Consider the following 22,691-nt stretch of genomic DNA (forward strand, 5'->3'; position numbering starts at 1 on the left):
GATGGTGGCGCGATGCAACGCGCCATCAGCGATCCCATCAGATCGCATCAGTTAGAGGGCAATTCCAGGAAAAGTGTGAAACGGTTTTCCGCCCGGAATTGCGTCAAACCAAGAGATAGAGATATTCCCCGGCAAGCAGGCGGGGCTTAAACTCAGGCGCGCGGATTTTCCTGAAAGCGCTCGGCCTGGCGGTTGCGCAGCACCTTGGCCAGCCGGTCGAGCGCGAGCGCCAGCACCATCACCGCGCCGATCACGAAAGGGCTCCATGCGGCGTCGATGCCGAACAGGGTCACGCCGCTCAAGATGACCTGGACGATCAGCATGCCGATCACCGCACCGAAGACGGTGCCGCGCCCGCCGGAAAGCGAGGTGCCGCCGATGATCGCCGCGGCAATCGCCATCAGCACGAAACCGCCGCCTTGGTCGACGTCGGTAACGGGAGAGCCAAGCCACAGCGCGCCCGCCAGCCCCGAGATGACGCCCATCAGCACCAGCGTCTGCAGCCGCACAGCACCTGTCGGGATGCCGGCATAGAGCGCCGCCTGCGGATTGCTGCCGACGGCCTGGATCCGGTAGCCGAAGCGGCTGCGGTGAAGCACGAGGTGCATCACCACCGCCATTGCGACGAAGACAAAGACAGCCGTCGGCACAAGGCCGAACAGCTTGCCGTGAACGATCTCAAAGAAGTCGCCGCCTGGGCTGGCCGGAGCTGTCGCTTGCATCTTGACGGCCACCGCCGCCACGCCCCGGAACATTGCAAAGGTGCCCAGCGTAACGACGATGGCCGGCAGTCGCAGCGCCACCACCAGCAGGCCGTTGACGAGGCCGAGCCCGGCGCCGAGCAGCACGCCGGCAAGGGCGGCAAGCCACGGGTCGATGCCGGCGGCCAGAAGGAATGCGGTGAGAAGGGCCGCGAGATGGAATATCCAGCCGACGGAAAGGTCGATCTCGCGGAGTGCGAGCACGAACACCATGCCGATCGCCAGCATGCCGGGATACGCAGCGGTTTCCAGCAACGACAGCACATTGGCCTCATCGAGGAAATCCGGCCGGGCAAAGCCTGTAATCGCCACCAGGACAACGAGCCCGATGAGCGGCCTGAGTTCGAGGGGCAGGCGAAGGCTGCGCTTCGGGTGGGCAGCCGAACCGGCAAGCTGTAGCATGGGATCCAATCGTGTCATGCCATGGCTCCCACGAGTTTCTTTTTCGGCCGCTCCGCCTCCGGCATCTCGCCGGTGGTGGTCAGTTGCAGCACTGTCCTTCGCTTCATCTCGACGCCGGACAGCTCGCCGGCGACCTGGCCGCGGTGGAAGACAAGGACGCGGTTGCTGAGGTTGGTCAGTTCGGACGGCTCGACCGAACGCAGCAAAACGATACAGCCATTGGCCGCCATCTGCCGGATCAGCGCATAGATCTTGCGCTTGGCAGCCGCCTCGATACCGCCAGCCGGATTGTCTAGGAGCAGCACTTGCGGCGCCGTCTCCAGCCATTTGGCGATTACGATCTTCTGCTGATCGCCGGCCAGCAGCGAATTCACCGGCGCGTCCGGCAGGCCCTTGATGCGCAGCGCATCGATCTGCCTTGCGGCGGCGGCGATCGCGGCCTTGGGCGAGTAGCGGCGAGACCCCCAGTTGCGGGCGCCTGTAGCGATGTTGCCTATGTTGAAGGCCAGCGACCGGTCGGGCATCAGGCCGTTGCACAGGCGGTTGGCCGGCACCAGGCCGATGCCGCGCCGCGCCGCTTCGGTCGGATTTCCAGGCAAGCCGTAGCCGTCGGGGAGCCGCACCCTGCCGCTTTGCGCCTCGCGCAGGCCAAACAGCATCTCGAACAGGTCTTCAACGCCCGACCCCTCAAGCCCGGCCAAGCCGAGGATCTCGCCGGAGCGGGCGGTGAAGCTGACGCCGGAAATCCGGCCGCCGCTCAGACCCTCCACCGTGATCCGCGGCCTTATCGTGCTGGCATTGGCCGGCAGTGCAGGCGGGAACAGGCTGCCGCGCTGCTGGCCGATCATGGCGTCGATCACATCGGCTTCGCTCAACGCCGAGCGCTCACTTGTCAGCACGTCACGGCCGTTGCGCATCACGGTGACCTGGTCTGCGATCGCAAACACGTCCTCCAGCCGGTGCGAGACATAGAGCACGCTCGTGCCCTTGGCCTTGAGGTCACTTAGTACGGTGAACAGGTGCTCGGTCTGGCGCCGGTCGAGCGCAGAATTCGGTTCATCGAGGATCAGCAGCCTCGGGCCTTCCAGAATTGCGCGGCCGAGTTCGACATAATGCCGTTCGCCCATGCCGAGTTGTCCCACAGGAGCGTGGACATCGACGTCGAGCTTGAGTTGCCGAAGCAAGGTGCGGCTGCGTGCCTCCATTTCGCGCCTGGAGACGAAGCCATTGCGCAACGGCTCGCGATTGACGAACAGATTGGCCAGCACCGAGCGGTCGGCAAACAGGCCGAGCCCCTGGTGGACGACGCCGAAGCTGTGCTTGCGTGCAGCGATCGGGCTGTCGACGGTGACGATCTGGTCGCCGACGCGGATGGTGCCGCTGTTGGGCCGGAGCACGCCGGCAAGCACCTTCACCAGCGTCGACTTTCCGGCGCCGCTTTCACCGACGACAGCATGGATGGTGCCCTGTCCGACAGACAGGTTCATATCCCTGAGCGCGACAACGCCGCCATAACGCTTGGCGAGATTGCGCACCGATATCATCGGCAAACCGAGCATGCGATTCGGCCCCCACAGACCGCGCCCCGATCCTGGAGCGAATTTCCGATACAGTCACCCGGATTCCGCTAACAAACGGCTTACAGGGACCGGATGCGAACGTTTATCGGCTATCCGTTCGTCCCGCTGCTCCGAAATCAGATCAGGTCGGCCTTGGCGAGGTCCCGCATGAGATGGCTGGCGCCGTAGGTCCAGTGCGGGCAATCGGGCGACAGAAGCACGCGGTTCACCAGCGCGCCGAATTTCTCCGACGAGATGGTGACGATGTCGCCGATCTTGTGGGTGAATCCCTTGCCCTTCTCGCCGCGATCCTTCGACGGCACGAACATGGTGCCGAGATAAAGCGCCAAGCCGTCGGGATACTGGTGGTGCGGCCCCATGGCGGCCGCGACCAGCTCTTCGGGCGAACGGCTGATCTCGGCCATCGAGCTCGCGCCCTCCAGCGAAAACCCGTCCTCGCCCTCGACCTTCAGCCCCACCGTGGCGCGCTTGACATCGTCGATGGAAAAGCTTGCGTCGAACAACCGGATGAAGGGCCCAAGCGAGGCCGAGGCATTGTTGTCCTTGGCCTTGCCGAGCAGCAGCGCCGAGCGTCCCTCGACGTCGCGCAGATTGACGTCGTTGCCGATGGTCGCGCCGACGATCTTGCCGGTGCTGGCGGCGATCATGGCGATCTCCGGCTCGGGGTTGTTCCAGGTGGAGACAGGATGCAGCCCGACATCGGCGCCGAAGCCGACGGACGCCATCGGCTGGCATTTGGTGAAGATCTCGGCGTCGGGGCCGATGCCGACTTCCAGATATTGCGACCAGGCGCCGCGCTGGATGAGCTTGGCCTTGATCTCCATCGCCTCAGGCGAGCCGGGCTTCAGCTTCGACAGATCGTGGCCGATCAGCCCGGCAATGTCGGCGCGGATGGCGTCGGCCTTTTCCGCCGAGCCGCGCGCCTGCTCCTCGATGACGCGTTCGAGCAGGCTGACCACGAAGGTCACGCCCGACGCCTTCACCGCCTGCAGGTCGACAGGCGAGAGCAGATAGGGTTTTGCCGGATCGCGGGTGGCCTGAAAACTGTTGGCGGCGATCGCGTCGAGCGAGCCGATCGGTTCGCCCTTGGCAGAGCGCACGTGTCCGGCCGGATCGGCCATCTCGCAGATGTCGCGCACTGTGGGTGCGGTGGTCGAGGTGACGTCGAAAACGATGCCGTCGCGCACGGTGACCACCAGCGGATGCGAGGCATCGCTTGCCCTGGCTCGGCCGATGAAGAGCCCGTCGGCGGGAAGCTGCGTTGGGTTCGTCATGGCTTACGGTCCTTTGATGATCGAGATGGCAGCTGGGCCGCTGCACTTTCACCGGATTCACGCCAAAGGTCTATCCCGTGGCGCAGGCAATTGTCGGTTCTGACATGAGGCCCGCTCTTTCAAAAAAATGAAACTGGCACTAGAATTTTCATTTTCCGCATACTCCAGGTGAAGCCTTGCCCGCACCGTTTTCCGTTCCGATCTGGCAGAAGCCGCAGACCGCATCCGCCTTCCAGTTGTTCGTCACTGCGCCGGTCGACGTTGCCATCGTCGGCGGCGGCTTCATGGGCCTGTCGACCGCCTTGCACGCAGCCCGGCTCGGTCTCGGTGTACAGGTGCTGGAGGCTGGCGAGATCGGCCAGGGCGCCTCGGGCCTCAATGGCGGCCAGGTCATTCCCGGCCTGAAATATGATCCCGAATGGCTGCTCGAGCATTTCGGCCCCGAGCGTGGCCAAGCGCTGGTCGATTTCGCCGCCTCGACGGCGGATACGGTGTTCGATCTCATCCAAGACGAAAAGCTGGCGGTGCCGTTCACGCGCAATGGCTGGATCCAGGCCGCGCATACCGAAACCGCATTGAAAGCGGCGGCGAACAGGGATCGTCAATGGCGGGCGCGTGGCGCCGATGTCCGGCTTCTGAATGAAAGCGAGATCGCCGCTATGACCGGCGCGCAAGGCTATCTCGGCGGCTGGCTCGACCGCCGCGCCGGCATCATCGATCCGCTCGCCTATACAGTGGAACTGGCGCGCATCGCTGCCGCCGCCGGCGCCAGCATTGCCGAGCGGCAGAAGGTGGTGAAACTCCGCAAGGAAGCCGGCCTTTGGCGTGTTTCAACCGAAAACGGCGCCGAGGTGCGGGCGAAAGCGGTTGTCCTGGCGACGAACGCCTATACCGATGGACTGCTTCCGGGCCTCGCCGAAACGATCGTGCCGCTGCATTCCTTCCAGGTCGCGACCGCGCCGCTGTCGTCCAACCTTGCGGCGACGATCCTGCCGGAAGGGCAGGCGGTGTCCGACTCCAGGCGCATTCTCGTCTACTACCGCAAAACAGCCGACGGCCATCTGGTGCTTGGCGGCCGCGGCCGCATGGCGCGGCCGAGGAGCGAGGCCGACTGGGCGCATCTGCAGCGCGCGCTGGTGCGGCTCTATCCGGCCTTGGCCCATATCTCGATCGAGAAGCGCTGGTTCGGCCGCGTGGCGATGACACCGGATCACCTGCCGCACATCCATGAGCCGGAAAAGGGCCTGCTCGCCGTGGTTGGTTGCCAGGGCAGGGGCGTCGGCCTGATGACCGCGCTGGGAAAACGCATGGCGGGCTACCTCGCGGGCGGCGATGTCAATCAACTGCCGTTCCCGCTGTCGCCGGTCCGGCCGATCCCGTTCCACGCCTTCCGCCAGGTCGGCGTCGCCGCGACCATCGCCTGGTACCGGATGCTCGACGCCTTCGAGCGCTGATTGGGTGCCGGTCGCCTAGGCCTCGTGGATTCAGCTTGACAGTTTCACAAATATGAAAAAAGCTAAGCCGATTTCATATTTCCGTTGAGCAGTCCGATGTCGAGCATCGTTGCAACAGAAGCGCCGGCAGGGTCGTCCCGAGGCTTCCGCTTCGCCATGTTGCTGCCGGGCGGGCTGGTCACCTTGTTCCTGATCCTGTTTGCCCTTGGCCTTGTGCTCTTCCTCTCACTTCGCGGCAATGACGGTTCGCTGCTCGGCGCCGGCTTCACGGCAGGCAACTTCATCACCGTGGTCTCCGATCCGCTCTACTGGACGGTGACGCTGCGCTCGCTGGTGATCGCCGGCCTGGTGACGCTGGCGACCGTCGTCACCGCCTATCCCGTCGCCTACTATCTCGCTTTCTATGCCGGCCGCCGCCGCAGCCTGCTTTTGTTTCTGGTGACCCTGCCGTTCTGGACCAGCTATCTCCTGCGCGTCTTCGCCTGGAAGATCGTGCTCGCCTACAACGGCGTCTTGAACTCGGCGCTGATCGAAAGCGGCATCTGGTCGGAGCCGACGCTGGCCTTCCTCAACACGCCGGCGGCGGTGGTCGTCACGCTGGCGCATGCCTATGCGCCCTTCGCCATCCTGCCGATCTATGTGGCGCTGGACACCATCCCGAAATCACTGCTCGAAGCCGCCTCCGATCTCGGCGCCAGACCGTTCACGGCGTTTCGCCGCGTCGTCTTGCCCAATTCGATGCCGGGCGTTCTGGCGGCCGCCCTCGTCGTCTTTGTGCCGACGGTCGGCGACTATGTCACCCCGGCCATGGTCGGCGGTCCCGCCAGCACCATGATCGGCACATTGATCCAGTCGCAGTTCGGCAAGGCCAATGACTGGCCGTTCGGGGCGGCACTTTCAGTCTGCGTGATGCTGGTCATCCTCTGCGTGGTGCTGGTCGCACGCGGCGCCGACCGCAAATTCGGCAGCCGCACATGAGCGCGGCGCGGAGAGATGATGGCCGCGGCTGGCTCGGCGTCTATGTGCTTGCCTATCTCGTCTTCCTCTATCTGCCGGTGCTGTTGATCCCGCTGTTTTCCTTCAACAACTCCATCCAGGCCGCGTTTCCGCTGCAGGGCTTCACGCTCGAATGGTATGCCACGCTCTATGGCAATCCGGCGCTGTCCGGCGCGCTTTTGAACAGTCTCGTCATTGGCGTCGTGGCCGCCGCCGGCGCCACGCTCTGCGGCATCACCGTCTCCTATATGGACCTCTACGGTCGTTCGCCGCTCGCCGCCACCATCAGCGCCATCTCCAGGCTGCCGATCCTGATCCCCGGCGTCATCGTCGGCATATCGTTGCTGATCCTCGTCAATCTCATCGGCCTCGGCCCGTCGCGCATCGCCATCGTTCTCGGCCACATACTGGTGGCGCTGCCGACCACCGTGGTGATCATGCGCAGCCGGTTTGCCGCAATTCCGAAAACCATTCGCGAGGCCGCACTCGATCTCGGCGCTTCCGACTGGACGACCTTCCGGCGGGTGATGTTGCCGCTCTCGCTGCCGGCCATCGTCTCGGCCTTCATGCTGGCCTTTCTGATTTCCTTCGACGAGTTCATCGTCGTCTTCTTCCTCGCCGGCACCGAGCCGACGCTGCCGCTCTACATCTGGAGCCAACTGCGTTTTCCTCGCTCGCTGCCGACCGTGATGGCGCTGGGGACAGCTATCCTTGCTGTGTCCGTCATCATCGCCGGCATCGCCGAAATCCTGCGCCATCGCGGGCTGAGCACAGCCCGNACAGCCCGTCGGACGGCGCCCACCAGTCCAGCCTGACCCATAACAAAAGAGGAGAACCGAAATGGCATTCGACCCGAAATCAATTACTGGGCTGAAATCGATCACTGGCCCGAAATCGATCACTGCAAAGACAGCCCGCACCGGGCTTGCCGCGCTTGCAATCGTCCTGTCGTCGACTGTCGCCTTCGCCGCCGACAAGCTGCAATATTTCACCTGGTCCGGCTATGAACTGCCAGACTTCAACAAGAGCTTCCTGACGGCCCATCCCGATGGCGTCGAGGCCTCGATCTTCGGCGACGACGACGATGCCTTCACCAAGGTCAAGGCCGGCTTCCGCCCCGATATCGCCCATCCCTGCTACGACAAGGTGGCGCGCTGGAACAAGGAAGGCCTGCTGCAGCCGATCGATACCAAGCGCATCAAGAACTGGGATTCGATCTTCCCGGTGTTCAAGAACCTGCCCGACATCCAGGCCGGCGACGGCAAGGTCTGGATGGTGCCGTGGGATTGGGGCAACACCTCGATCCTCTACCGCACCGATCTGGTGAAGAACCCGGAAGCGAGCTGGAACCTTCTGTGGGACAAGCAATATGCCGGCCGCATGGCGACCATCGATGCCGTGCATGACACGCCGATCGTTGCAGCACTTCTGGCCGGCGTAAACCCCTTCGATATGACGCCGGAGCAGATGGACAAGGTGGCGGAAAAATTGCGCGAGCAGCGTCCGCTGCTCTCCAACTACACCACCGACATGACCTCGGTCGAACAGGCGCTGGCCAGCGGCCAGCTGGTCGCCGCCATGACCTGGAACGCGTCGGCAACCTCGCTGAAGAAGCAGGGCGTGCCGGTCGAGTTCATGAAGCCGAAGGAGGGCATGCTGACCTGGGCCTGCGGCTTCGTCATGCTCAAGGACGCCAAAAACGTCGACCTCGCCTATGACTTCATCAACAGCCGGCTCGACGCCGACTCGGGTAAGTACCTGATCCAGGCCTACGGCTATGGCAGCTCGCTGAGCACCGCCTTCGCCGGCGTGGCGAAGGACGAACTGGACAAGCTGCAATTGCCGGCGGACCCGGAGGTGATGCTGAAGACCACCATCTTCACCGGCCCGATGAAGCAGAACGACGATGTGGCGAAGATGTTCGAGAAAGTGAAGGCGGGCGGCTGAGGGATCCATCGCCGACGGTTGCGCTGCCCCTCACCTGCCTGCCGGCATCCTCTCCCCGTATAGTGACGGGGAGAGGGGCGCTGTCACCAGCGATTTCGCAAATCGCAAACGTTGCAGAAATGGCGCCGAGTTTGCGACCAGCCGCTTTCTCCCCGTCACTATACGGGGAGAAATGTCCGGCAGGACAATGAGGGGCAGCGCCGACGGCAGGTAATTGTGACTAATCTCCTGAAGCCCGCGGGTCTTGCCGCCGCGCCAAAGACTGCAACAAGGACCAACTGATGGACATGCTTGAAGCGAAACCAAAGGCCGACGCCGACATTCGCGTCGGCCGGCGCGTGCGGGCGCTGCGGCTGGAGCGCAATTTGTCGTTGGCCGAGCTGGCAGCAAAAGCCGGCGTCTCCATCGGTGCGCTGAGCCAGATCGAGCGCGGCCTGTCTTCGCTGCGCATCAAGGTGATCTGGCCGCTTGCGGCCGCGCTCGACATCGAGCCTTTGGCGCTGATCACCGACGGCAACGAAGCCGCCAACGATCTCTATTGCGTGCGCGCCGACAAAAGGCGGCAGCTCCCGGTCAAGTCGGAAGGCATCGCCAAGGCGCTGCTGTCGCCGCCGGGCGCGGCGCTGACCGGCCTCTTGGTGACCGTGGAAGCCGATGGCGGCACGGCGGAAGCCTATGCGCATATCGGTCACGAGTTCGGCTATGTCCTGTCGGGCGAGGTCGAACTGGTGGTGGACTCGACAAAATACGTGCTGAAGAGCGGCGACTCCTTTGCCTTCAAGAGCACGCTTCTGCACGCCTTCCGCAATCCCGGCACCGAGCCTTGCCAGATCCTCTGGGTCAACACCACCAAGCCGTCCGAGGTTCGCGATGGCGCCTGATGCGCTGGTACGCCTGGACACGGTCTCGAAGGTTTTCCCCGGCGGCATTGTCGGGCTCGACGCCGTCGATCTCGACATTATCAGCGGCGAGTTCATCACCCTGCTCGGGCCCTCGGGCTGCGGCAAGACCACCAGCCTGCGCGTCATTGCCGGTTTCGAGAGCCCGTCGAGCGGCAAGGTGCTGCTCGATGGTCGCGACATCACCGCGCTCAGGCCGTTCGACCGTCCCGTCAACACCGTGTTCCAGGATTATGCGCTGTTCCCGCATATGAAGGTCGCCGAGAATGTCGGCTTCGGCCTGTCGCTGCGCAAACTGTCCGGCGCCGAGCAGGCAAAGCGCGTCCGCGAAGCCCTCGACATGGTCGGCCTCGCCGACAAGCTCGGCGCCCGCGTTTCCGAACTGTCGGGTGGCCAGCGCCAGCGCGTCGCGCTCGCCCGCGCCATAGTCTGCGAGCCGCGCGTTCTGTTGCTCGATGAACCGCTGTCGGCGCTCGATGCGCATCTGCGCGAACAGATGCAGGTCGAACTGAAGCGGCTGCAGTCGCGGCTCGGCACCACCTTCGTCATGGTCACCCACGACCAGACCGAAGCGCTGTCGATCTCCGACCGCATCGTCGTCATGAACAAGGGCCGCATCGAGCAGATCGCGCCGCCGGCTACGCTTTACGACCGGCCGGCGACGAAATTCGTCGCAAGCTTCATCGGCACCATGAACCTCTTGCAATCGCGCTTCATCGGCCGCGACGGCGACCGCCTGCGCTTCGCCGCTGGCGGGCTTTCGCTGGAAGCAACATCTGAAACCGGCGACACACCCGGCGAAGGCACTGAGCGCACCATCGGCGTTCGCCCCGAGGACTTGCTGGCCACCACCGATGCCGCCGCCGGCACCGCGCCGGCGCGCGTCAACTCCATCGTCTTCCACGGCCGCACGCTGCGGCTGCATGCTGAGCTGGGGCAGGGATTGCCGGTGGTGATCGATGCGCCGCGCCAGGCCGAGGGCTTTCAATTCAGCGTCGGCGACGTGGCGCATATCAGCCTGCGCCGTGGTGCCAACTGCCCTATGCTGCCAAGCTGATCCAACCCAATCCCTTCATCGACGGTTGGATTTAACCTGCTGTGAAGATCGCCAAGGTGGAATTAAGTGTGAATTGACTCGCAAAGGAACATATTCCTACTTTGCGGGATGCCCGAACTAAGCACCCGACCGCGCCGAAATGTGCAAACCCTCTGCTTGGCGCATGAAGTCGGGCAGCTAATTCGTGTTCGATGTCGGAACTGCAACATCACTCGACACTATCTGCCTGGCGATCTCGCAAAGCTGGTTGGTGATATCCCCTTTTGGGATGTGGAGCGGCACATGCGGTGCGAGCGCTGCAAAGGTCGTGAGCTCGATGCAGGCATCATTCTGCCAAGCGCTGCTGAACGCCTTAAAATTCGCGTCAGACGTCTTGTCGAAATCCGCATGGTTCGCCGGGTAATCTGGCGAGACGACGATTGAGGAGAGCCGATTTCGGGCTAAAACAGAGACCCTTGGGCCGGGGCCTGTGGTGGGAACTTGATCTGTGTGGCTGGCTTCTCAACGATCACCAACGCGTCGTTGGGCGCCGTCCGCTGCAAATGCCGTGCTTTCGACCATGGCGCCGTCAGCCAAGCCTCGGTTTCCTCCGGCGTGGTGAGGATCACGGGCATAGCCTTCTCATGTATCGGCGCAATGAGAGCATTAGGTTTGGTGGTCATGAAGGCGTATAGCTCGAAGTCGCCGGGATCGTCCTTGACCTTTCGCACGCCCTGCCAAGACGTCCAGAAACCAGCGAAGAAGAACAGCGGCCGGCTCTCGCCACGGGCAAACCAGTAATTTCGCTGGATTCCTGTTTCCGGGTCTTTATCGTTCGCCGCAGGGCTGGGCTCGGCAAAGCTGGTCACCGGCACGACACATCTGTGCTCGACGCCCACATATTGCTGCCAGTGCGAATATTGCGGATTGCGAACGTTGGTGGTGCCGTAGTCGGCCTTACCTTTCATGCGCTCGGGCGGCGTTGGCAAACCCCAAAGCAGTTTCGCCAGTTCACGCTCCCCATCCGTCCTGTTGCGAACGACAAGCCCAGGTTGATTGGGATAGACATCAAGCGAAGGTTCGAGGTTGCCGCTGATATCGCGCAATGTGCGGGTCCATTGGCGGACCGCCTCTTGCGTCGTCGTGATGTTGTAGAGGTTGCACATGCACCCAGCATTGCGGAATTGGCTTTTGTCTGCAACCGAAGTCGCTGTCCGACGCCGCCGCAATCGTCGTCACACAGCCGCGCTATATCATCGTCCTGACACACCTTGTCAGCTGTCGTGCGGGTAAAGGTGGCGGGCCGGCAAGCGCTTCCCTACTTCAAACCAGTCTGAACAGGAGGAACACACATGACCATCGCGGATGTTGCCAAGGATTTCACTGAAATGCTCCAGCAGGGGGATCACCTGGGTGCTGGTGAAAAGTACAATGCCGATGATATCGTCAGCCTCGAAGCCATGGAGGGGCCGATGGCCATCGCCCGTGGCAAGGAGGCTCTCAGGCAAAAGGGCGAATGGTGGCAAGAGAACCACGAAGTCCATGGCGGCTCTGTCGAAGGCCCCTATGTCAACGGCGACCAGTTCGCGGTGCGCTTCAAGTTCGACATAACGCCCAAGGCCACCGGCGAACGGGTCACCATGGACGAGGTTGGCCTGTACACCGTCAAGAACGGCAAGATCACCGAAGAGCGCTTCTACTACTGAGCCCGGGTGCCGTAGGGTTCCGGCGCACTTCGCTGCACGACCCAAAAACCAGGCGGCCGGGACAAAGTCCTGGCCGCAGTGGGAAAAGCTCAAATGGTCTTCACATACTGCGCCAACTGATCGGCCACCGTGCCCCAGCCGTCGAAGAACCCCATCTCTTCATGATTGTTGCGGGTAGCCTGGTCGCGATGGATGGCCGTTGCCGTGTAGCGCGTGCCCTTGTCATCCGACTGAAGCGAAATGACTGCGGTGATGAAGGGCTCGCCCGAGGGCCGATAGCCCGGCAGCAGCGCATCGGTCCACACCAGCCGCTCGTTCGGCACGATCTCGAGATAGCAGCAATGGCGGTCGTTGACCTCCTTGCCGTCGGGCGATTGCATGCGCGTCCGGAACAGTCCGCCCGGACGAAGGTCGATCTCGCAATCGGTGATCAGCCAGGGCTTGGGCGTGAACCATTGCTTGACATGCTCCGGCACCGTCATCGCGCTCCACAAGAGTTCGCGCGGCGCGTCGAGCTTGCGCTCCAGCACAAGGTCCAGTCTGGGGTCGGGCTTGAAGGGATAGCTCACTTTTCTTGCTCCTTGAGGCTCATCACATAGGCGTCAAATTGATCGAGTCGGCGCTCCCACAGCGTGCGCTGTTCGGCCAGCCAGTTTTCGGCGAGCTGCAGCGGTTCGGGCGCCAGCTGATAGGTCCTGGTGCGGCCGATTTTTTCCGATCGCACCAGTCCGCAGCCTTCCAGCACTTTCAGATGCTCGATGAAGGAAGGCAGCGCCATCTCGAAAGGCTGCGCCAACTCGCTGACCGAGGCGGGACTGCGGTTCAACCGCTCGACCACGCGCCGCCGCGTCGGGTCAGCCAGCGCGCGGAAGATGCCGTCGATCGGCGGGAGACTTGTAGTTGGGGCGTGGAGGCTTGGCATGGGCGATCCTGAGGTCCGTCGACGGGTATGGAAAGATACTTCGGAAAATTCCTTAGTATTGGCAAGCCCTAAAAATGGGCTGATGTGACCGGGGTGCTGGCAAAGCGGGAAGGACGGTTTTAGGCTGTCCGGCGGATTCGACCACCAGCCCAAGGAAGTGCGTTTTGACGATCACCATGTACGGCATCACCACCTGCGACACGATCAGGAAGGCGCGCACCTGGCTGGAGGGCCACGATGTGCCTTACCGTTTTCACGACTACCGGGCCGAGGGGATAGAGGTGGGCAGACTGGATGGATGGATCGGCAAGGTTGGCTGGGAAAAGCTGCTCAACAAGGGCAGCACGACCTTCCGCGAACTGCCCGACAAGCACAAGCAAGGGCTCGACGAGAAGAAGGCCAGGAAGCTGATGCTGGCCAACCCGACGATGATCAAGCGCCCGGTGCTCGAGGTCGGGGATGAGATTTTGGTGGGGTTCAAGCCGGAGGCTTATGAAGGGGTGGTGAAGTAGCGTAGCCTTGCCTCGTCAGCCTATGGCGTAGCAAGGAGCGAAGCGACGCAGCGCAGACCCGAGGATGACGAACGCGTGGGGCGATCGCTAACTGTGAAGGCTTTCGCTTGCGGCGTATGCAGCGGTTCGCTGTCTCTCAACCCGTCCCGCGCAAATACCCCGCCAACGCCACCGCATTGTTATGCGCCTCGTCATGTGCGCCATAAAGCAGCGTCACCTTGGCCTTGCCGAGCAAGCCACGCAGTTGCGCCACCGCTTCGCTATTCCCATCCAGTTCGACCGAATACCGCACCTGAAACTCCGCCCACCGCGCCGGCTCATGTCCGAACCACTTCCGCAATTCATCGCTCGGCGCGATGTCCTTCAGCCACAGCGTCAGCGCGGCATCCTCCTTGCTGACGCCGCGCGGCCAGATGCGATCGACCAGCACCCGCTGCCCGTCATCGGGCGCGGGTGCTTCGTAAATTCGCTTGACCGTCAAGTCGAAGGCCATCCGCCCCTCCGCGAACTTTACGCCCACTCACCCTTGCGCATCACCGGCACCTTGCGGCCATCCTCGTGGACGCCGTCTATGTCGATCTTGTCCGAGCCGATCATCCAGTCGATGTGGATAAAACTCTTGTTGCCGCCGCGCTGGGCGATTTCGTCCTGGCTGAGCGAGGCGCCGTCGACGAAGCATTTTGAATAGCACTGCCCGAGCGCTATGTGGCAGGCGGCGTTCTCGTCGAACAGCGTGTTGAAGAACAGCAGGCCGCTGGCCGAGATCGGCGAGGAATGCGGCACCAGCGCCACCTCGCCGAGCCGGCGCGAACCCTCGTCGGTGTCGAGCACTTTCTTCAGCACGTCCTCGCCCTTCGAAGCCTTGGCCTCGACGATCCTGCCGTCCTCGAAGCGCACCGAGATATCGTCGATCAGCGTGCCCTGGTAGGACAGCGGCTTGGTCGAGGAGACATGGCCGGAGACGCGCCGTGCATGCGGCGTGGTGAAGACCTCCTCGGTCGGGATGTTCGGATTGCAGGTGACGCCGTTCTTGGCAGTCGAGGCGCCGCCCATCCATTCATGGCCATCGGCCAGCCCGACGGTGAGGTCGGTGCCCGGGCCGCTGAAATGCAGATCATGGAAATTGTGCTCGTTCAGCCACTTTGTGCGGCCGCGCAGCGCTGCATTGTGCGCCGTCCAGTTTGCGATCGGGTCTTCCACATCGACCCGTGATGCCGAAAAGATCGCATCGGCAAGCTTGACCACGGCGACATCGTCGGCATCGCCGGGGAAGACCTGCTTGGCCCAGGCGAGATCCGGGTAGGCGACGATGTTCCAGTTGATGTCGAAGCCGGTGATCTTTTCCAGCGCCGGTTGGTAGGCCATCGAGTTCGCCTTGTTGGCGCGCGCCACTTTCGCCGGGTCCTGCGCCGACAACAGCGACGGGTCCTCGCCGCGCACGGCAAGCCGCGCCGCATTGTTGGAAAAGGCCTTCGCCATGCCTTCATACATCCAGCCGGCGGCGCGGTCGAAGCCGGTATCCGCCCCGTAGCGGAAGCGCGCCAGCGTGATCTCGTCATCGTTGAAGATCGGCGTTACCAGCCCGGCGCCCGCCTTGTAAGCGTGCTCGACGATGCGCCTGGTCAGCGGCAGGGCTGCGATCGACGAGGTCAGCACCAGATCCTGCCCCGGCTGCAATTGCAGCCCGACCTTGATGGCGACTTCCGCCAGCCTGTCGAGCTTCACCGGGTCGATCGTTGCGGAAACGCCGCGCGAATGTGTGGTCATGATCCTGCCTGTCTTGGTCTAGGGGGTGAAGCTTCCAACATAGATCGGCGCGGCTGTGCTTTCCAGCACTGTCGCGACGGACAGCCCTAGGCAGCGCTTTCCAGCGCGCTGAACTGCGCCACGGTCGCCGCGATTTCCTCGCGGATCCAGATCTTGAAATCGCGCACCTTGCGGCTTTCGGTCTTGGTCGCCGAGGTCACCAGCCAGTAGCCGAGGCCGCTCTGCGCCCGCACGCCGAAAGGCGCGACGAGGCGGCCGTCGGCCAGCGCATCGGCGGCCAGCAATTGCCAGCCGAGCATGACGCCATGGCCGGCGATCGCCGATTCCAGGCACAGCATCGGGTCGGTGAAGCGCGCGCCCTTGCGGAAGCTGACCGGCTCGGCCCCGGCAGCCTTGAACCAGCTCTCCCAGTTGATCATCGCCCGCTCGTCGGTGATGGCGCAGGTCTGCGCGAGGTCTTCGATCGATTTCAGTTTCTCGGCGATCACCGGCGCGCAGACCGGGAAGACTTCCTGCGCCAGAAGCAGCTCCGCCCGCCCGCTCGGCCATTTGCCGTCGCCAAGCCGGATGGCGATGTCGATGTCGGAGCGCTCGAGATCGGCCAGCCGCACCGAGGCGTCGATGCGCAGCAGCACGTTGGGATGGCGGTCGAAATGCCGCGACAATCGCGGCAGCAGCCATTTCGAAGCGAAGGCCGGCGCCACCGAAACCACCAGCGTGCACTGGCTTGCCTCGTCGGCCAGCGCCACCGCTTGCGCCAGCTCGCGAAAACCGGCGCCCAGCCGGGCGGAAAAAACCGTGCCGAACTCGGTCAGCACCAGCCCGCTCGCCGTTCGTTCGAACAGCGCCTGTCCAAGCTGCTTTTCGGTGCGGTTGATCTGCTGGCTGACGGCGCTGACGGATACGTTGAGCTCGCCGGCAGCGGCCGCCAGCGAGCCGAGGCGGGCGACGGTTTCGACGGCGCGCAGGCCGTTGAGATGGACGCGGTTCAGCATAGCCATTCCAGTTTTTCTAAACCGGCGCGGCTGAAATCTCAATTGAAAGACAGCCCGACAAGGCAGATTTTAGTGGGACAGTCAGACCGAGGAGGCGAGGATGACGATCGTATCATTGTTCAAGATCTTAGCCGCTGCCGGCCTCCGGCCGGACCGCTATGATGGGATGCACGGCGGCGATGTCATCGACTGGGTTACCGACCCATTGTCGCATCCGGTGCTGGACACCATGTCGGAACGCGAACTCGGAGATATCCCGTTCCGGCTGACGGCGCGCCGCACCGCCTACGAGACCGGGGCGGTCGGCTGCGGCTGAGATGCGGGGGCGTTAGTCGCGCCCGCTGGCCCAACACAAAGCGGATTGTTTCATCGGTCGCCAATTCTATGGTGCGCTGCAATGAACGCCGCTCCATCACCCTTGCGCCTTGCTCTCGCTGGCATGATCGCCATGGCCGTCGCCATGGGCATTGGCCGTTTCGTCTACACGCCGATCCTGCCCGGAATGATGGAAGAACTGCATCTGTCGCCGGCCGATGCCGGCTGGATCGCGTCGGCCAATTATCTCGGCTACCTCGTCGGCGCGCTTGCGGCGGCAGGCGGCTGGGCGCATGGGCGCGAGCGCCTGCTGATGTTTGGCGGCCTTGCCGCCAGTGCTGCGCTCGCCGCCCTGATGGGGCTGAGTGAGACGATGACCGCCTTTGTCGTCCTCCGCTTCCTTGCCGGTCTCGCCAGCGCCTTCGTCATGGTGTTCATGGCCTCGATCGTCTTCGGTCACCTGGCAGCCGCCAACAGAAGCGACCTGCAGGCGCTGCATTTCGGCGGCGTCGGCCTCGGCATCGCGGCATCCTCAGCGCTGATGGCGGTTCTGGTCACCGAACATGCCGGCTGGGCTTCGGGCTGGCTGTGGTCGGCAGCGATTTCCGCCGGCGGCCTTGCGATGGTCGCCTTGCTCGCCGGCGGCACCGCACCTGGCCGCGGCGTGGCCGACCGCGAACCGGCACTGCCGAGGGACCGGTCGTTGGCAAAAGTCATCGTTGCCTACGGCCTGTTCGGCTTCGGCTATGTGGTGACGGCGACCTTCCTGGTCGCCATCGTGCGCCAGGGCGGCGGCGGCCGCGTCTTCGAGGCAAGCGTCTGGATGGTCACCGGCCTTGCCGGCTTTCCCTCGGTCTGGCTGTGGCAGAAGGTAGCGGCACGGATCGGGCTTTATACCGCCTATGCCGTGGGCTGCCTGGTCGAGGTGGTCGGCGTCACCGCCAGCGTCGCCATCGGCGGCACCGCCGGGCCGCTGCTGGCGGGCGTCCTGCTCGGCGGCACCTTCATCGCCATCACCGCGCTCGGCCTGCAGACGGCAAGGCAGCTCGTGCCGGAGGCGCCGCGCCGGATTTTTGCGCTGATGACCGCTTCCTTCGGCATCGGCCAGATCGTCGGCCCGATCGTCGCCGGACTGCTGGCGCAAGCCTCGGGCAACTTCTTCCTGGCCTCGATCGTCGCTGCTGGCGTATTGCTGGTATCTGCTGGGATCACCTGGTCGGCCGCGCCAAAATCGCCATGATTGTGGTCTTGCTCGATGCCGGGCATCGGGTACGGGCATTTGCTTTCCACCTAATGTGTGACTTTATGCCCGCCGAACCCCGCTGATTTGCGCACCGACCGAGGATTTCACCACAGTGTTCGTATCCTTCTTCCCGCAGCCGAAGCTGTTTTTCATCTCGGCCGTCGTCTGGACTGCGGTTCTCGTGGCAGCCTGGTTCCTCGGTGCTGACCAGCTTGGCGCGTTTCTCGGCTTGCCTCCGGCTCTTGCCGACGCGCCGCCCATCATAGGCGTCTCGGTGTTCTGGTCGCCTCCGTTCCTCTGGTTCTACATCTACTATGCGCTTGGCGTTTTGATATTCTATGGCTTCTGGCACTGGTATTCTCCGCACCCGTGGGACCAATGGTCTATCCTCGGCAGTTCGCTGCTCCTGTTCACGACCTACTTTCAGGTGCAGGTAAGCGTGGCGATCAACGCATGGTATGGACCATTCTGGGACCTCATTCAGGGCATCGTTAGCAAAACGGTCAAGGCAACCGAGGCTGATCTTTACGCTCAAATAATCACTTTCCTCGGTATCGCTCTTGTCGCGGTTACCGTGTTCGTTTTGACAAACTTCTTCGTCAGCCACTGGGTGTTTCGCTGGCGCACTGCGATGAACAATTACTACATGTCCTATTGGCCGAAGCTGCGCCATATTGAGGGCGCTGCACAGCGTGTGCAGGAAGACACGATGCGGTTTTCCAAGATAATGGAAGACCTTGGCACTAGCTTCGTCGATTCCATCATGACGCTTATCGCTTTCATGCCGATCCTGCTCAGTTATTCTAAGCATGTCACAGAGTTGCCATTGATCGGTCATGTTCCTCAGCCGCTGGTTTTGGCTGCGATCTTCTGGGCAGTCTTCGGTACAGTCATCATTGCGACCGCAGGCATCAAGCTTCCTGGCTTGCAGTTTCGTAACCAGCGCGTCGAGGCAGCATATCGCAAGGAACTCGTCTACGGTGAGGACGATCCGGCCCGGGCGCAGCCGCAGACCGTCGCGGAGCTGTTTGCGAGTGTGCGGCAAAACTACTTTCGCCTGTATTTCCACTATGTGTATTTCAACGTGGTCCGCTATCTTTATCTTCAGACCAACAACGTCTTCTCCTACTTCCTGATGGTGCCTTCCATGATCGCTGGAACGCTGACGCTGGGTCTCATCAACCAGGTCAGTTCAGCCTTCAGTCAGGTAACCAACTCATTCCAGTATCTCGTCAATTCTTGGTCGACGATTGTCGAGCTTCTGTCAGTTCACAAGCGCCTTCGCGCCTTCGAGGCGACGATTCGCGGCGAGCCGCTGCCCGACATTGACCGCCACTTCATGGAGCGTCAGGAACAGGCAAAGGAACCCGACCCGGCTTGATCCTATTTGCACAGACGGTTGGCGGCTCAGCCGCCCACCGCCGCCTGCCTCTCGCTACCACGTTGCCGCTGCACATAATCGCGAAAACTGATGCATTCGACGTCGGCTTTCACGCACGTCTCGTCGGCAAAGCGCTCCAGCGCGTTCCAGTAGGCGCCGTCATTCATCAGCGTGAAATGGAAGCTCAGCACCAGCGGGATGCGCTTGCCCTGATATTGCTTGTCGAAGGCGGCGCGGAACGCCTGGTAGGTCCGATCGCTGAACTCGGCTGCCTGGCTCGGCCGCTCGAAGCCGCCGGAATGCCGGACATAGAGATTGTAGTCCATGGCGATCACCGGCCTTGAATTCGGGCCTTCCGGGATCTGTGGCAGCGAAAAGCGGGTCAGGCCGCCGCCGGTCGGCGGCTCGACCGGGCCATTCGAAACGCCGCTGGCGTCATAGTGGTAGTCGGCTTCAGCCAGGGCCTCGTAGAGACCTTTGCCGGTCGAGAGGTAGGGTGCGCGAAAGCCGACAACGGCATGGGCGATAGCGCGCCAGCCTGCCGGCTCGGGCGCAATGCCGTTGATCGCATAGGCGTTCTCCAGAATGTGCCCGAACGAGGCGAATTCCTTCAGCCAGTCGGCCTTGCTCCAGTCCTTGCCGTCGAAGTGGCCGCAGCCATGGCTGGCGATGTCGTGGCCCTCCGCCGCGGCAAGCCCGATCTGGTCGAGCCGATCGGCTACTTCCTGTTTCGAGGCGGCAAAACCGATGTTGGATTTGCCCGCGGACTTGCCCGGCGCGGTGTATTCGGCGCGCGTCTGCTGCGACAACAGGAACACGCAGGACAGAAAGTAGGTGAAATGCGCGCCGGTGCGCTTGGCCAGTGCCCGGCTGCGCTGCCATTGCGAGATCTCCCGGGCGCTGTCGAACGAGATGATGACGATTTGCTTCGGCTTTGCCGGGGCAGGCGGCGCCGGCGGGTCGGCGAAAGCAGTGCCCGCCATGGCAAGCACGGCTGAGGAAAACGCAACAACGCGGGACAAACGTGGCATCGGCAATCTGGGCTTGATCTGGAGGCAGTCCAAGCCGGCTATCGGCAAAATGTGGCGTGGGTGCGATCAATGTCGGGAGCTATGCGCCCGGCGATTAGCCGATTTTCCTGCCGAGCCCCTTCCATGCCCGCGAAATTTCGCTAAAACGCGGGCTCAAGAAGCGCCCCTGTTGGGGCAGCAATGGTTTTGATTGATGTCCGACGACAGTTTTATCCGCGAAGTCAACGACGAGATCCGTCGCGAAAAGGCGCAGGTGCTTTGGGATCGTTTCGGCCCGGCGATCCTTGTCCTCGCCGTCCTGGTGGTGCTCGGCACCGCTGCCTTCGTCGGCTACCGCTATTGGGACGAGACCCGCGCCAACCGCTCGGGCGATGCGTTTTCGCAGGCGCTGAAGCTTGCCAATGACGGCAAGAGCGACGAGTCGCTGACAGCACTCGAACAGCTGGAAAAGGATGGCTACGGCGCCTATCCACTGCTCGCCCGTATGCGCGCCGCAACCGTCAAGGCCGACAAGGGCGACTTTGCCGCCGCCGCTACGGATTTCGATGGCGTCGCCGCCGACACCGCCATTCCGCAGGGCATTCGCGACATGGCGCGCCTGCGGGCCGCCCTGCTGCTCGTCGATCACGGCTCCTTCGCCGACGTCTCCAGCCGCGTCGAGGCGCTGACCGCCGACAACAACACGCTGCGCCACACAGCGCGCGAAGCGCTCGGCCTTGCCGCCTGGAAGGAAGGCAAGACCCAGGATGCGCTGAAACTGTTCGACCAGATCGCCGCCGATGACGGCGCCCCGCGCAACGCGCGCCAGCGGGCGACGCTGATGTCGGAATTGATCCGCGGCTCGGGCGCGTCATGATACGCATCGCCCAAAGCCTGCCCTCGGGCCTGACCCAAGGGCGCGCTGCGGTTTGGGCGATGATATGGATAGCCGGATGAGCTTCAAAGTCGCCATTATCGGCCGGCCCAATGTCGGCAAATCGACGCTTTTCAACCGATTGGTGGGACGGAAGCTGGCGCTTGTCGACGACACGCCGGGCGTCACCCGCGACCGTCGCGTCCACGCGGCCAAACTCTACGATCTGCATTTCGATGTCATCGACACCGCCGGTTTCGAAGACGCCGCCGCCTCGACGTTGCCCGGCCGCATGCGCGCGCAGACCGAGATCGCGATCCGCGAAGCCGACCTGATCTTCTTCACCATCGACGCCAAGTCCGGGCTTTTGCCCGACGACCGCACCTTTGCCGAAATCGTGCGCAAGTCCGGCAAGCCGGTCGTGCTGGTCGCCAACAAGGCCGAGGCCAAGGGCGCCCAGGGCGGCATGCTGGAAGCCTGGGAACTGGGCTTGGGCGAGCCGATCCCGGTCTCGGCCGAGCACGGCCAGGGCATGCCCGATCTGCGCGACGCGGTGATCGAGGCGCTGGGCAAAGACCGCGCCTTCGGCGAGGAAGAAGACGAGGCCGAGGACGTCGCCGCCAGCGAGGTGCTGATCGGCGAGGACATCACCGATCCCGACGCCGAACCCGCCTATGACGACACCAAGCCGATGCGCATCGCCGTCGTCGGCCGGCCCAATGCCGGCAAGTCGACGCTGATCAACGCGTTGATCGGCGAGGAGCGGCTGCTGACCGGCCCGGAAGCCGGCATCACCCGCGATTCCATCTCCGTCGACTGGGACTGGCATGGCCGCCGGCTAAAACTGTTCGACACTGCCGGCATGCGCCGCAAGGCCAGGATCCACGAGAAGCTGGAAGTGATGTCGGTGCAGGACGGCTTGCGCGCCATCCGCTTTGCCGAGATCGTCATCATCGTGCTCGACGCCACCATCCCGTTCGAGAAGCAGGATCTGCAGATCGCCGACCTGATCATCCGCGAAGGCAGGGCGCCGGTCATCGCCTTCAACAAATGGGACCTGATCGACAATCCGCAGGAACTGCTGACGGAACTGCGCGAAAAGACCACACGGCTTTTGCCGCAGGTGCGCGGCATCCAGGCGGTGACGGTTTCGGCCGAGACCGGCCGCAGCCTCGACAAGCTGATGGATGCCGTCATCAAGACGCACAAGGTGTGGAACAGCCGCGTTTCCACCGGCAAGCTCAACCGTTGGCTGGAAAGCATTCTGGCGCATCACCCGCCACCCGCCGTCGCCGGCCGCCGGCTCAAGGTCAAATATGTCACCCAGGCCAAGACCCGGCCGCCGGGTTTCGTCGTCCAGTGCTCGCGGCCCGACGCGATGCCGCAATCCTACGTGCGCTACCTCTCCAACAGCCTGCGCGAAGCCTTCGACATGCCCGGCGTGCCGATCCGGATAGCGCTGCGGACTTCGGACAACCCGTTCGCGGGGAGAGCGAACAAGCGCAAGTGAGCGATGACGGTTGCGGAATTCTCCGCAAGATTGGCGGGACAGCACCCCCTCTGCCCTGCCGGGCATCTCCCCCGCAAGGGGGAAGATCAGTCGTTTCGTCTTTGGAG

Annotated in this window: 23 protein-coding genes; 13 read left to right on the plus strand and 10 right to left on the minus strand. The window is 63.2% G+C overall.

The window, feature by feature from the left end:
- Window positions 1-152: 152 nt before the first annotated feature.
- From X730_RS155210 to X730_RS155200, 3 genes are all read right to left on the minus strand, one after another.
- Window positions 153-1,181 (minus strand): ABC transporter permease, encoded by a 1,029-nt coding sequence (locus tag X730_RS155210; protein ID WP_196814808.1) that lies wholly within the window; start codon window positions 1,179-1,181, stop codon window positions 153-155.
- Window positions 1,178-2,722 carry a sugar ABC transporter ATP-binding protein gene (locus X730_RS155205; RefSeq protein WP_050588082.1) on the minus strand — a complete coding sequence of 515 codons (1,545 nt, stop codon included), beginning with the start codon at window positions 2,720-2,722 and terminating at the stop codon, window positions 1,178-1,180. The genes X730_RS155210 and X730_RS155205 overlap by 4 nt, the downstream gene beginning before the upstream one ends.
- 137 nt (window positions 2,723-2,859) lie before the next feature.
- Window positions 2,860-4,017: a fumarylacetoacetate hydrolase family protein gene (locus X730_RS155200; RefSeq protein WP_023747936.1), complete on the minus strand. Its 1,158-nt coding sequence runs from the start codon at window positions 4,015-4,017 to the stop codon at window positions 2,860-2,862.
- Between the two features lie 176 nt (window positions 4,018-4,193).
- On the opposite strand from X730_RS155200, the gene X730_RS155195 reads away from it, so the two are divergent.
- The 6 genes from X730_RS155195 to X730_RS155170 all read left to right on the plus strand — a co-directional run bounded on the left by X730_RS155195 (window position 4,194) and on the right by X730_RS155170 (window position 10,370).
- Entirely contained in the window at window positions 4,194-5,471 is a 1,278-nt protein-coding gene (locus tag X730_RS155195) for an FAD-binding oxidoreductase (RefSeq protein WP_023826004.1), read from the plus strand.
- A gap of 96 nt (window positions 5,472-5,567) precedes the next feature.
- Entirely contained in the window at window positions 5,568-6,449 is an 882-nt protein-coding gene (locus tag X730_RS155190) for an ABC transporter permease (RefSeq protein WP_023747934.1), read from the plus strand.
- Window positions 6,446-7,282, plus strand: a complete 837-nt coding sequence (locus X730_RS155185; RefSeq protein WP_023826005.1) for an ABC transporter permease — start codon at window positions 6,446-6,448, stop codon at window positions 7,280-7,282. The genes X730_RS155190 and X730_RS155185 overlap by 4 nt, the downstream gene beginning before the upstream one ends.
- 25 nt (window positions 7,283-7,307) lie before the next feature.
- Window positions 7,308-8,414, plus strand: a complete 1,107-nt coding sequence (locus tag X730_RS155180) for an ABC transporter substrate-binding protein (RefSeq protein ID WP_023668506.1) — start codon at window positions 7,308-7,310, stop codon at window positions 8,412-8,414.
- Between the two features lie 281 nt (window positions 8,415-8,695).
- Window positions 8,696-9,295, plus strand: coding sequence for a cupin domain-containing protein (locus X730_RS155175; protein ID WP_023826006.1), 600 nt, complete (start codon window positions 8,696-8,698; stop codon window positions 9,293-9,295).
- The gene (locus X730_RS155170; protein ID WP_023668504.1) at window positions 9,285-10,370 is read left to right on the plus strand and encodes an ABC transporter ATP-binding protein; all 1,086 of its coding nucleotides are present in this window, start codon (window positions 9,285-9,287) and stop codon (window positions 10,368-10,370) included. The genes X730_RS155175 and X730_RS155170 overlap by 11 nt, the downstream gene beginning before the upstream one ends.
- Before the next feature lie 440 nt (window positions 10,371-10,810).
- Here X730_RS155170 and X730_RS155165 read toward each other — a convergent pair whose 3' ends face one another.
- Entirely contained in the window at window positions 10,811-11,515 is a 705-nt protein-coding gene (locus tag X730_RS155165; protein ID WP_023826007.1) for an SOS response-associated peptidase, read from the minus strand.
- Window positions 11,516-11,701: 186 nt separating this feature from the next.
- Here X730_RS155165 and X730_RS155160 point away from each other — a divergent pair, with 186 nt between their 5' ends.
- Entirely contained in the window at window positions 11,702-12,055 is a 354-nt protein-coding gene (locus tag X730_RS155160) for a nuclear transport factor 2 family protein (protein ID WP_023684393.1), read from the plus strand.
- 89 nt (window positions 12,056-12,144) lie between these two features.
- Here X730_RS155160 and X730_RS155155 read toward each other — a convergent pair whose 3' ends face one another.
- The gene (locus X730_RS155155) at window positions 12,145-12,624 is read right to left on the minus strand and encodes an SRPBCC family protein (RefSeq protein ID WP_023726386.1); all 480 of its coding nucleotides are present in this window, start codon (window positions 12,622-12,624) and stop codon (window positions 12,145-12,147) included.
- Complete coding sequence (locus X730_RS155150) at window positions 12,621-12,977, minus strand: metalloregulator ArsR/SmtB family transcription factor (RefSeq protein WP_023687094.1); 357 nt, start codon at window positions 12,975-12,977, stop codon at window positions 12,621-12,623. Before X730_RS155150 ends, X730_RS155155 begins: the two co-directional genes overlap by 4 nt.
- Window positions 12,978-13,141: 164 nt before the next feature.
- Here X730_RS155150 and X730_RS155145 point away from each other — a divergent pair, with 164 nt between their 5' ends.
- The gene (locus tag X730_RS155145) at window positions 13,142-13,489 is read left to right on the plus strand and encodes an ArsC family reductase (protein WP_023687095.1); all 348 of its coding nucleotides are present in this window, start codon (window positions 13,142-13,144) and stop codon (window positions 13,487-13,489) included.
- Between the two features lie 136 nt (window positions 13,490-13,625).
- Here the strand turns inward: X730_RS155145 and X730_RS155140 are convergent, their stop codons facing one another.
- The 3 genes from X730_RS155140 to X730_RS155130 all read right to left on the minus strand — a co-directional run bounded on the left by X730_RS155140 (window position 13,626) and on the right by X730_RS155130 (window position 16,257).
- Window positions 13,626-13,982 (minus strand): DUF488 domain-containing protein, encoded by a 357-nt coding sequence (locus X730_RS155140; protein ID WP_023716129.1) that lies wholly within the window; start codon window positions 13,980-13,982, stop codon window positions 13,626-13,628.
- A gap of 17 nt (window positions 13,983-13,999) precedes the next feature.
- The gene (locus X730_RS155135; RefSeq protein ID WP_023754071.1) at window positions 14,000-15,256 is read right to left on the minus strand and encodes an aminopeptidase; all 1,257 of its coding nucleotides are present in this window, start codon (window positions 15,254-15,256) and stop codon (window positions 14,000-14,002) included.
- An 86-nt stretch (window positions 15,257-15,342) separates the two neighbouring features.
- Complete coding sequence (locus X730_RS155130) at window positions 15,343-16,257, minus strand: LysR substrate-binding domain-containing protein (protein ID WP_023754072.1); 915 nt, start codon at window positions 16,255-16,257, stop codon at window positions 15,343-15,345.
- A 94-nt stretch (window positions 16,258-16,351) separates the two neighbouring features.
- Between X730_RS155130 and X730_RS155125 the strand changes: the two genes are divergently transcribed.
- The 3 genes from X730_RS155125 (at window position 16,352) to sbmA (ending at window position 19,190) form a co-directional block, all read left to right on the plus strand.
- Entirely contained in the window at window positions 16,352-16,567 is a 216-nt protein-coding gene (locus X730_RS155125) for a hypothetical protein (protein WP_023668495.1), read from the plus strand.
- 81 nt (window positions 16,568-16,648) lie between these two features.
- Entirely contained in the window at window positions 16,649-17,806 is a 1,158-nt protein-coding gene (locus X730_RS155120) for a YbfB/YjiJ family MFS transporter (RefSeq protein WP_023754073.1), read from the plus strand.
- A gap of 115 nt (window positions 17,807-17,921) precedes the next feature.
- Window positions 17,922-19,190, plus strand: coding sequence for a peptide antibiotic transporter SbmA (sbmA, locus tag X730_RS155115; RefSeq protein ID WP_023687099.1), 1,269 nt, complete (start codon window positions 17,922-17,924; stop codon window positions 19,188-19,190).
- Between the two features lie 26 nt (window positions 19,191-19,216).
- Here the strand turns inward: sbmA and X730_RS155110 are convergent, their stop codons facing one another.
- Window positions 19,217-20,221, minus strand: a complete 1,005-nt coding sequence (locus tag X730_RS155110; protein WP_023826008.1) for a polysaccharide deacetylase — start codon at window positions 20,219-20,221, stop codon at window positions 19,217-19,219.
- A gap of 193 nt (window positions 20,222-20,414) precedes the next feature.
- Here X730_RS155110 and X730_RS155105 point away from each other — a divergent pair, with 193 nt between their 5' ends.
- Window positions 20,415-21,077 carry a tetratricopeptide repeat protein gene (locus tag X730_RS155105; RefSeq protein ID WP_023754074.1) on the plus strand — a complete coding sequence of 221 codons (663 nt, stop codon included), beginning with the start codon at window positions 20,415-20,417 and terminating at the stop codon, window positions 21,075-21,077.
- A 76-nt stretch (window positions 21,078-21,153) separates the two neighbouring features.
- Window positions 21,154-22,584 carry a ribosome biogenesis GTPase Der gene (gene der / locus X730_RS155100; RefSeq protein WP_023668490.1) on the plus strand — a complete coding sequence of 477 codons (1,431 nt, stop codon included), beginning with the start codon at window positions 21,154-21,156 and terminating at the stop codon, window positions 22,582-22,584.
- The last annotated feature ends 107 nt before the right edge of the window (window positions 22,585-22,691 follow it).

It is taken from the genome of Mesorhizobium sp. L103C131B0, assembly GCF_000502275.1.
Taxonomy (GTDB): Bacteria; Pseudomonadota; Alphaproteobacteria; order Rhizobiales; family Rhizobiaceae; genus Mesorhizobium.